The 10,516-nt window shown below is 39.7% G+C and carries 10 protein-coding genes and 1 tRNA gene; 4 read left to right on the top strand and 7 right to left on the bottom strand.

The annotated features are described in order from the left end of the window. Positions 1-58: 58 nt before the first annotated feature. Both ACKPQ5_RS08580 and ACKPQ5_RS08575 read left to right on the top strand, forming a co-directional pair. Positions 59-133 (top strand) — tRNA-Arg (locus ACKPQ5_RS08580). 252 nt (positions 134-385) lie between these two features. Next, a complete protein-coding gene (locus ACKPQ5_RS08575; RefSeq protein ID WP_407678692.1) occupies positions 386-1,330 on the top strand; it encodes an AEC family transporter in 945 nt (314 codons plus the stop codon). A gap of 17 nt (positions 1,331-1,347) precedes the next feature. On the opposite strand, the gene ACKPQ5_RS08570 is transcribed toward ACKPQ5_RS08575, so the two are convergent. Further along, the gene (locus tag ACKPQ5_RS08570) at positions 1,348-1,809 is read right to left on the bottom strand and encodes a hypothetical protein (protein WP_407678691.1); all 462 of its coding nucleotides are present in this window, start codon (positions 1,807-1,809) and stop codon (positions 1,348-1,350) included. Between the two features lie 82 nt (positions 1,810-1,891). Continuing rightward, complete coding sequence (locus ACKPQ5_RS08565; RefSeq protein WP_407678690.1) at positions 1,892-3,394, bottom strand: alanine/glycine:cation symporter family protein; 1,503 nt, start codon at positions 3,392-3,394, stop codon at positions 1,892-1,894. A 111-nt stretch (positions 3,395-3,505) separates the two neighbouring features. On the opposite strand from ACKPQ5_RS08565, the gene ACKPQ5_RS08560 reads away from it, so the two are divergent. After that, positions 3,506-4,654 carry an LptF/LptG family permease gene (locus ACKPQ5_RS08560; RefSeq protein ID WP_407678689.1) on the top strand — a complete coding sequence of 383 codons (1,149 nt, stop codon included), beginning with the start codon at positions 3,506-3,508 and terminating at the stop codon, positions 4,652-4,654. Positions 4,655-4,670: 16 nt separating this feature from the next. Here ACKPQ5_RS08560 and pyk read toward each other — a convergent pair whose 3' ends face one another. Further along, positions 4,671-6,098 (bottom strand): pyruvate kinase, encoded by a 1,428-nt coding sequence (pyk, locus tag ACKPQ5_RS08555; protein ID WP_407678688.1) that lies wholly within the window; start codon positions 6,096-6,098, stop codon positions 4,671-4,673. After that, positions 6,095-6,889: an MBL fold metallo-hydrolase gene (locus ACKPQ5_RS08550; RefSeq protein WP_407678687.1), complete on the bottom strand. Its 795-nt coding sequence runs from the start codon at positions 6,887-6,889 to the stop codon at positions 6,095-6,097. The genes pyk and ACKPQ5_RS08550 overlap by 4 nt, the downstream gene beginning before the upstream one ends. 73 nt (positions 6,890-6,962) lie before the next feature. Between ACKPQ5_RS08550 and ACKPQ5_RS08545 the strand changes: the two genes are divergently transcribed. Then, positions 6,963-7,490, top strand: coding sequence for an NUDIX hydrolase (locus ACKPQ5_RS08545; protein ID WP_407678686.1), 528 nt, complete (start codon positions 6,963-6,965; stop codon positions 7,488-7,490). On the opposite strand, the gene ruvB is transcribed toward ACKPQ5_RS08545, so the two are convergent. The 3 genes from ruvB to ACKPQ5_RS08530 form a co-directional block, all read right to left on the bottom strand. Then, the gene (ruvB, locus tag ACKPQ5_RS08540) at positions 7,467-8,510 is read right to left on the bottom strand and encodes a Holliday junction branch migration DNA helicase RuvB (protein WP_407678685.1); all 1,044 of its coding nucleotides are present in this window, start codon (positions 8,508-8,510) and stop codon (positions 7,467-7,469) included. The genes ACKPQ5_RS08545 and ruvB overlap by 24 nt on opposite strands. Positions 8,511-8,524: 14 nt before the next feature. Then, on the bottom strand, positions 8,525-9,823 hold the full coding sequence (murA, locus tag ACKPQ5_RS08535) for a UDP-N-acetylglucosamine 1-carboxyvinyltransferase (RefSeq protein WP_407678684.1): 1,299 nt from the start codon (positions 9,821-9,823) through the stop codon (positions 8,525-8,527). A gap of 112 nt (positions 9,824-9,935) precedes the next feature. Next, a complete protein-coding gene (locus tag ACKPQ5_RS08530) occupies positions 9,936-10,250 on the bottom strand; it encodes a hypothetical protein (protein WP_407678683.1) in 315 nt (104 codons plus the stop codon). Between the last annotated feature and the right edge of the window lie 266 nt (positions 10,251-10,516).

Raw genomic sequence — 10,516 nt, 5'->3', positions numbered from 1 at the left:
TGATTTTAATGCAACCTCAGGCTTGTAAATAATTATAAAACTGAGATAATATACTCTCGCCCCCATAGTTTAACGGATAGAACAGTGGTTTCCTAAACCGTAGATCGAGGTTCGATTCCTCGTGGGGGCGCCATTCTGAATAAGTTTCTTAGAAACTGTCACTTTCCTTATTTTGATTTCATTCAAAAAGCGTTGCAATGAGAGTCATGTTAAGATTTAGAAATTAAAAATTTAATTGAACTCTTCAATAATCATTCCCAAGAAGAGTAATTATTAATTTTTTGGTAGTAAAAAGGGTTTCAAATTGTAGAGAAATCATTTGATTTCAGCTAATAAAATTAAAGCCTATTGATAGGAAATAGTTTATTCTTTATATTACTATTTGATGGCAAATTTTTTGGACATAATTTCGGCGATTTCTCCCCCTTTGTTTATTCTTTTAATTGGCGGGTTGTGTCGGAGGGGGGGGTGGTTACGAGTCGAGGCAGATGCATCTTTAAGTGTTTTGACGGTAAGGGTACTGTATCCGTGTTTCTTTTTTTATCATTTGGTGGGTAATCAGGATACGCTTTCATTTTCGCATTTTTTTGTTGTTACCTCCGCTGGGTTTATTTGTATTTGCTTAGGTTTTGGATGTTCCTACTTCGTTGCAAAATTGATGGGAGTGAAGGCAACAGCCATTTCATCATTCACGTTTTGTTCAGGAATTTTTAATTATGGTTTCTTTGCTTTTCCAGTTGCCGCATCAATTTTTGGCGAGGAAATTATTGCCAAGATCATCCTTTTTAATCTTGGGGTAGAAACAGCAATTTGGACGGCAGGAATCTGGGTGCTTGCTTCGAATCAATTTAAATTCATTCGTTTATTGAATCCACCAATCATTTCAATTATTTTGGCAGTGTCTGTAAGGGAGATAGGGGGACAGCAAATGATACCGTCTTTCTTATGGGAAATTATTACCTTACTTGGTTCTTGTGCGATTCCAATAGGTTTACTCTTAATAGGAGGCAATTTTTCAGATTTGATAAAAAACTTTAAACTTTCAACTGGATTACGAGTCGAGTCTTCAGCAATACTTGTCAGGTTATTAATCTTCCCGCTACTTATTTTTTGTTATGCCCTTAAAGGTCCAATACCTATCGGAATGGAGTGGTTCAGAGATATCTTGATAGTCCAATCTGCTATGCCCGCCGGGATATTTGCAATTGTCATTGTTAAGAATTACTCGGGTGACACAACCACGGCAATGAGAGCAATTCTTGCTACAATGGTTGGGTGTTTACTTACTACACCTATTTGGCTTTATCTGGGCTTACGGTTCATGAAATAGAACCTTAACTAGTACAACTAAGTACTCGCGTTTTCGTACTTCGATTTGGCGTCTAATGTCTCGAAAATATTTGTTAGGGCCAACCTTAGCTTGTTATATTCTTCGGCGTAAATAACTGAGATCAAGTAATTCTTAAATTCTTTTCGGTCACGAATGATCTTGAGATCCAACTCTTCCATTTCCTGAGCAAATTTAATGTGCATTTTGTCGATTTCAGAATCGAACTTCTTATGCTCTTTATCAATATGTTGTTTAGCCCGTGAAACTGCACCAATCAAGTTTTGACTGTTCCTACAGTCCTTAGATGTAAAGTCGTGAAAAGAGATTAAGCCAGAGGCGAGTGCTGCACTGAATGCAGTGAGTTCTAACTCTCCTTTTTGACTTTCTTTGGTTGCCCAACCTTCGATTGCTTTTAGCAAACGGGAAATCGAGGCTTTTGCTTCGTCAGAGTCTGAAATGTGTAAGGAATCTTCGTCCATTATAAAAGGTTTGTAGGGGTTTGTCTAATAGTATCATATACATTGATAGCATAAAAAGCTAGTTGTCAAATGATTTTGCTGATTATCTTTTAATCTTTTCGTAGGCAACTAAGTCATTTTTTACGTTATTACTTAATAAAAATAAACCTAGAATATTTGGAAAAGCCATTCCTAATATCATTAAATCACTAAAATCTAAAATGTTGGTAGCGGTAATGATCGATCCTAAAAATGTAAATAGTAAGAATATCGTTTTATAAATAAAGGAGGATTTATCCCCGAATAGCCAAACCCAGCACCTCTCACCATAATAAGACCATGATATCATTGTGGAGAACGCAAAGAGAAAAACGGCAATTGATAACAAGTATGGAAACCATGAAATTACGCTTCCCATTGCGGCAGATGTAAGTGCACCCCCTTGATTATTTGCAATGAAACTTTGGTTTGAAGGATCTAAGTAGGAACCGGTAACAATTATAACGAGTGCAGTCATCGTACAGACAATAATCGTGTCAATAAAAGGTTCGAGTAACGCCACAATTCCTTCTTCTACTGGGTGGGAGACTTTTGCAGCAGAATGAGCAATTGCGGCTGAGCCAATCCCTGCTTCATTTGAGAAAACAGCTCTTTTTACTCCTATAATTAATACGCCAAGAAAACCTCCAAATGCCGCGCTTGGATTCATCGCTTCTTGAAAAATTAAGCTTATAGCACTTGGGATTTGGTCTGATAAAATGAATAAAATGTAGGTACAAGCAATAAGGTAAATACCGCACATAAAAGGAACGATGTATGATGCCACTTTTGCAATACTTCGAATACCTCCCAAAATTACAAGCCCTACAAGAATACATAAGGTTAGTCCGTACACCCATGGATAGACAGATAGAAAGGGAAAGACCGTTTTGATTAGATCTAAGGATTGTACCACTTGAAAGGCATTTCCTCCACCAAACGATCCTCCAATACATAGCAGGCAGAATAGACCCGCCAGTAAACCACCTAAGTGTTTAAGTTTAAGTTCTTTTAATCCTTCCGATAAATAATGCATTGCCCCGCCCATTATTCTTCCGTCTTTTCTTATTTTTCGGTACTTTTGACCCAGTACACATTCGGTAAACTTGGAAGACATTCCAAGAAAACCAACCAGGATCATCCAGAATGTTGCACCGGGTCCACCCGTGCCAATCGCAATGGCGACTCCAGCAATATTTCCCAGTCCAACAGTTGCGGAAAGGGCAGTGGTGAGCGCTTGAAAGTGAGTAACTTCACCTTTACTATTTTGAGTATCGTACTTTCCCCTTACTAAATCAATTGCATGTTTGAAAAAGCGAATATTTACAAATCCCATTTTGAAGGTGAAAAAAATTGCTCCCCCTAGTAACCATGCGACGATGAGAGGCATTTGAAGACCAGGGATCGGCCAAAATAAAAATGAAGCAAGAGGAGCTACAATAAATTCTCCAAAAAACTGATCTATGTTATCCTGCCAACTTGCCGAACTGATTGTCTCTTTTGCATGAGAACTCTGGACAGTTAAGAAATATATCAATGGAAGAAAGAACGACTTTAGGAATTTCATTATTAATTACATATCAAAGAAAATCTTTACAGTAGACAATTCGAATTTAACAATGAATTGCTTTTGACGCGGTTGGCTGTGATCAACATCCTACTCGAAACTAAATAAAAATTGAAAATTATTGAAAAATACTTGATTTGCGAATGGTTAAAGTGGTTTGGGCTTTGCTTCCTCGTACTTTATTCTTTGCTCTTTCTACAATTACTAACGGACCAGGACGAGTTTTTAGAAATTAAATCTTTTCGCACATTCTTGGTTTTATTTACCCGCTTTGCACTCAGTTATTTATCGTGGCTCTTTCCGATTGGCTGTTTTGTAGCGACCTTATTTACTTTTTCGTTTTTGGCTAAAAATCGTGAGTTATTAGCATTAGATACTTCTGGTTGTTCTCCTTTCTTTATTGCCCGCCCGATTATCGGAGTAGCAATAATAATTTCCTTTTTATCTTGGTATAGTCAAGATACAGAAAAGTTAGAACAGTGGTTTAAAAATTCTATTGGTGGGGACGAGCCAACAAAGAATACAATAGTCTCCTCTTTCAAAATGAGATTACAATCCGTCCACCGCACTTGGTATTTCCAAAGTTTTGACCTTCTTCATGGCACTGCAAAACAAATTCATTTGTATTGCTACGATGAAAATGGAAGCGAGCTGTATCGAATTCGGTCTGAGTCAGCAAGACTGAGTAATAAAGGTTGGCATTTTAAGGATGGGGTGTTTTTAGGATTTTCTTCTTCAGGTGGAATCCCTGTGGTTAAAAATAACCGTATTTTTTGGGATCCATCTGTGAATTCTTTTGATGAAATTTTAAATTTCAGGACTAGTAGTCCAAGGTATAATAAAAGGTTTACAGAGCTCCACTTGCCAGAGGTTTTTGATGACCCTACTCCCTTTGCTTTATTACAAGCAAAGCCCCAGGATTTAAGTTTTGAAAAACTAAGCGAATTAATAGACAACTTTCCCAATCAAAATTCATCCAAACTTAATCCGTACCGATTAAGGAGAACACAACTTCTTTGGAATGTACCGGGTTGCTTTTTGGCGGTGATGTGTGCACTAGCTCTATCACTACGAAATGAGCAGAGGTCAGTTGGTTTTATTACCGGACTGTCTTTGTTCTATATTCTTGTGTTTTATATTATTCGTTCTTTATGCGATGCATTGGGAGAGAAAGGTATTATATCAGATTGGGTGGCAACCGGAATTCCTTTTGTTCTCGTTTTTGTAATTTCTGTAAAAATGATTTGGAAAAATAGATAGTTCCGACGACCGTAATTTAATCCACTTCTCGAAGTTGAATGCTTTCTACTATTTTACCACTAGCAAGAACATTAGTAACTGTCACGAGTTGGTCCCCAATTTCGACCCAGCTTTCCTCCTTTAATTTCTCGATTGCATTTTGAATCGTTAGTTCGGGGTCATCAGAAAAATCCATCATAAAGGGTTCAATTCCCCAAATTAAACGCAATCGTCGGTGTAGGCCATCGACATCAGTAAAGGCAAATAGAGGGGCACCATTGGGACGCAGTGCCCCCAATTTTGCGGCAAGGTCTCCACTTCGAGTGAAAACGAGAACGGCGGAATTTTTCATTTTCATCGCCAACATAGCAGCGGATCGAAGCATCTTCGCTTTCGGTCGGAATAAGCGCAGTTCATCGGTTAAACCCGGTACCAGGACAGACTCCGTTTTTGAGGCAATTCGGTTTAGGATATCTAGGCATTCAAGTGGTTGCTTACCGGTGGTAGTTTCTCCACTTAACATTAAACAGTCTGCCCCCTCATTTACAGCGTTTGCGACATCGCTAATTTCTGCTCTTGTAGGAACGGGGGATTCAATCATCGATTCGAGCAGATGGGTCGCAACAATAACGGGCGTTCCATTCGTCAAGCAGGCTCCAACTGTTTTTCTCTGAATAATGGGAAGATCCTCAAAAGGGCATTCAATTCCTAAGTCACCTCGTGCAATCATAATCGCATCTGATGCAGTAATAATTTCATCAATATTAGAAACGCCTTTTTGATCTTCTAATTTTGCAATAATGTGGGCGTCCGAACCATTATCTTGAAGGAAACGCCTAAATAAATCAATGGCATCGGCATCACGTGTAAACGAGAGTGCGAAAAAATCGTGTTTACATTCAATTCCCACTTTCGAATCTCTTTTGTCCTTTTCGGTGAGCGAGGGCAGTCCAGTTTCGATTCCGGGTAGGTTGACATGTCTACGGCTCTTTAGGATGGAATCCTGAAGTACTTTACATCTGATTCGCTTCGCGGAAGATTCGATCACTAATAAAGGAATTAGGCCATTATCTATTAAGACAGTATCCCCTGATTTTATATGATCAGCAAGTTTGTCATAATTTACTTCAATTTGCCAAATCCCCTCGTATTGTGGAGGGTCAGGTTGAGCTACGAACACTATATCTAGCAGATCATCTTTTTTTAATTCCACTTCCTTGTGAAGGTAGCCGGTACGAATTTCAGGTCCCTTTACATCCATCATAATTGCGGGCTCACGATTCAACCTGACTCCCACAGAACGTATTCTAGAAGATATCATACGTACCCAATCATGGTCTGCATGGGCCATGTTTAACCGGCAGACATCCACCCCTTTTAGAATCAGTTTTTCCAGCATCTCTTCGCTCTCCGTTGCCGGTCCAATCGTTGCAATCACTTTTGTTTGTCTATCTAATTTTTTCATATTGGAATTGTTTTTGCCGAACTTGGATCGACTACAAATGTGGAAAACCTAGAGCCTTGTCCCCTTAAGCCAGCAAATTTATCCTGAACTTTTTTAATGTCGTTACAATCTTTACTCAAGTGCATAAGGAAAACTTTCTCCCAGCATGATCCTTCGATAGACTCAAGCATTTCAAATGTGTTATCATTGGAAAGATGGCCATGCCTGCCCCTGATTCTCTGTTTAAGACTCCAAGGACGTTTTTGATCATCCTCAAGCATTTTGGAGCAATGATTTGCTTCCACCACTAATATTTTGGCTTGTCGTATTCTTTCTTTGACCAAGGTGGGCACATAGCCCAGATCGGTCACCCATGCGAGACTTGAATGTGGATTAAATAGGTCATCTTTTCCCCATTCAAAATAGAAGCCAACTGGATCATACGCGTCATGGGGGACACTAAATGGATGAATTTTGAATGGACCAAAGCTGAATTGCTTACCAGTCTCAAATACTTTCCAATTGGGCCTTTTTTGTAACTTGGGCTGAATTGCTTGAATAGTATCCTGATTTGCAAAAAAAGGCAGTCTTCCAAACTTTGATAATCCACGAACGCCAGCGGAGTGGTCATTATGTTCGTGTGTAAGAAAGACTGCATCTAACGCTTCTGCTGAAAGGCCTTCTTCATTTAAAAGTAATTCTAATTTTTTACCCGACATGCCCGCATCTATTAAGACTGACGCGCCCGCTGCTTGTAATAAAGCAGCATTGCCAGAACTGCTTGAACCTAAAATCTTGAAATTTACATCCACTATATGTTCGAATAAGGTTAACTATCTACAATTAGCCAACAATAAACTTAAATTATTTTTATGAACTACAAGAATGACAGAAAAATTTGATGTTGTTGATTTAAATGATCGTCCAATAAGACAATTAGCAAGAGGGCTGGTTCATCGTGATAACCTGTTTCATCGAGCCATACATGTACTGGTAAATGCGAACTCACTGAATTGGATTTTACAACAGAGATCGGGTAATAAGGATGTGGATCCATTCCTATGGACAAGCAGCTGCTCGGGTCATGTTGATGCCGGTGAAGACTATTTGAGTGCTGCTGTTCGGGAATGCGAGGAGGAGTTAGGAATCGTAGCAGATCGTAAATTATTTATTGAAGTGTTCCGGGCCAGTCCATGCCTGGAAACTGGTAATGAATTTGTTCGAGTTTATCTTTTAAAATATGAAAAAGAGATTCGATTTAATCGGAATGAAATTCTCCAAATAATTGAATATCCTACTCAGGAGATTGAAGAATTAATTAGAACACGACCAGAGACTGTGTCAGGATCGTTTTTGCACTTATTCCCCTATGTTAAGAAGGGAATTGAATTAAATAAAAGTAGTTTGCCCTGAATTTGGATCTTGGATTTCGGATAACCCGGTTATGTTCCAACCTTTTGAGGTAAGCATTCGACCTTGAGATGTGCGTTTGAGATAGCCCTCTTGGATTAAAAAAGGTTCGTGTACCTCTTCAAGAGTATGCTCTTCTTCCCCTACGGCAACTGCTACAGTTCCTAATCCTACGGGGCCACCTTTATAGTTTTCTGCGATAATGCGAAGAATTCGTTTATCCATTTCGTCTAATCCCCGGCTATCTATTTCAAGTAATTCAAGTGCTTCATTGGCAATTTCTCTCGAAATTTTACCATCGGCTCTTTGCTGAGCAAAATCTCGGGCAAAGTGAATTAGATTATTGGCGATCCTGGGAGTGCCTCTTGCCCGCCCGGCTATTTCATCCGCACCTGCTTGATTGATTTCACAATCCAGTAAATTACAACTTCTCAGTACGATTTTAGTCAAATCATCTCGATTATAATAATCCAGTCGTGTCTGAAGGGTAAACCTACTTCTCATCGGAGATGTCAGCAATCCCACTCGAGTAGTAGCACCGACAAGGGTAAACCTGGGGATATCAAGACGAACACTTCGAGCATTAGGCCCTTGGTCTATCATTATGTCTATTCGGTAGTCTTCCATAGCAGAATAAAGGTATTCTTCCACAGTTTTAGGAATCCTATGAATTTCATCAATAAAGAGAAGGTCTCCCTCTTGCAGATTGGTCAGTAAGCCTGCCAAGTCACCTGGCTTATCAATAACAGGGCCGGAGGTAACTCGAACCTCCCGATTCATTTCTCGCCCGATAATATGCGCCAGAGTCGTTTTCCCTAATCCCGGAGGACCGCACAACAGAATATGCTTTAGGGGTTCTTCGCGAGTACATGCTGCCCCCACCATAACCTCTAGGCGCTCCAATGTTTTCTTTTGCCCAGTGAAGTCAGCAAATGAGGGGGGGCGTAAAGCAGCATCTATCTCATTGGATGGCGGTATAGATTGGTCCATAAAATCTTTCCCTTTTAATTGTTCTTCATTCATTCGATTAAGATTTATTAGAAAGTAGAGAAGGACTTTGGAAGTTTTGATTCAGGAATTCTTTCCACGATACCCCCTAGGGCTTGGAGTTTTTTTTCAAAGGCATCATACCCTCGATCGAGATGATAAATTCTTTGCACCCAAGTTTCTCCTTCTGCGGCTAGTCCTGCCAAAATTAACGCTGCGCTTGCCCTTAAGTCGGAAGCCATTACTGGAGCTCCTGTTAGCTTGCTTTTACCTTTTACTACTGAGCTCGATCCCTCCATCGCAATATCTGCCCCCATTCTCATAAGTTCAGGGACATGCATGAATCGACTTGGGTAGACTCGTTCGGTAAGGATACTAATTCCTTTCGCTTTACAAGCCAGAGCACAGGACTGAGCCTGTAAATCAGTGGGGAATCCAGGGTAGGGCAGGGTAATAATTTCGAGAGAATTAAGTTCACTCTCATTTAATCCAACCCTCATTTGATTAGAGGAAAGGGCTTCGATCATTACTCCACTTTCCTGCATTACATTAATGAAGCTTCCCAGGTGTTCAGCTCTTGCATTGTTAAGAATAATTTCACCTTCAGTAATTGCAGCCGCGATTGCATAGGTTGCTGCTTCAATCCTATCTGGCATTACCTCATGAGTACAGCCATTCAATTTTGATACACCTTCAATTTCTAGAATATGCGACCCGGTTCCGTTAATTTTGGCACCCATCTTAATTAGCATTTTACACAAATCGATGATCTCTGGTTCACAAGCTGAACTCTCAATTTTGGTAATACCTGGAGCTAATACAGCTGCCATAATGGCATTAGTGGTACCGGTGACTGTACTACCATGTCTACCTCCTAGAAAAATTTTGCTCCCTTTTAAGTTTTGTCCGTTTACTTTTACAATCCCTTTTTCCAGTTCAATTGTAGCGCCTAGACATTCCAAAGCTTTGATATGTAGATCGATAGGTCTTTGCCCAATAACACAACCCCCAGGCATAGGAATTTCTGCCATTCTTAATCGACCGACCAAGGGACCGAGCAAGCAAATAGAGGCCCGCATCTTTCTGACTAATTCATAGGGAGCTCTATGGGCAATATTTCTAGGATTAATTTTCCATGTCGTCCGATCTATGCGTTCCACCTGCGCACCAAGCTCAGAAAGAATTTCGGCCATAAATTGAACATCACTTAAATCAGGGACATTTTTTAAAGTACTCGTCTCTGGACTAAGTAAAGTCGCAGCAAACTCTGGCAAAGCAGCATTTTTTGACCCGCTTATATTAACTGTCCCTTTGAGTGGTGGACCTCCACAAATTCTAAAAACTTCCACTTCTTAAATAAAGTGAAGGAGTGCAATTAATTGCTCAAGCATTAACCCCCAAAAAGTTTAGAAATAAAGCCACCGAGCCCCGATTTTTTGGGAACTTTTTCTTCCTTCTTATTTAATTTCGGTTCATTTCTGGTGTCGTTCCTTTTACTTTCGGAATGATTCTTATTTTTTCGTCTTCTAGGTTTCCTATTTTGAGGGTCAGAGGGATTTCTCTCATGGTTTCCTTTCCTGGCCCTGTCTTCTTTACTAGGGCGACTTTTTTCTTTGTTTTCAGAGTTTCCCTCTTGCCTTCTTGAATCTCGATTGGGATTTCTAGGTCTTTGTGGGCGGTTACGCCCTTCACGATTTTCATTAGAACCTTGATAATCTGATCTTCCTTTTCTTTGACCTTGGTTTCCACGCTCACGGATTGGCGGAGGTTTTGCATTTGAAAGGTCGTCTTGGAGCTTCTTCGAGCTTGCAGTTATTTCACCAAAAGGTTCTTTACTTTTTTGGCTTTGGGAAGAAGTTTCCAAAGGTTTCTCAGAGGAGCGGTACCATCTTGAACGAAGTCTTGATTTCATAAATATTTGGTTAAGGTAATTTAGTAAGTTGCTTCAAATAGAATTTTGAATGAGCAAGTTTTATGCATTGGAAGAGTACACTTTTTACTAGTTGATAAGTTACCCTACAATTCATTAGAAATTCGAAAGT

Origin of the sequence: Candidatus Seribacter sulfatis, assembly GCF_964187635.1 — a bacterium.
Lineage (GTDB): Bacteria > Verrucomicrobiota > Verrucomicrobiia > Opitutales > Seribacteraceae > Seribacter > Seribacter sulfatis.
Note: the sequence above shows the minus strand (reverse complement) of the source record. Positions and strands in the feature narration are given on the sequence as shown.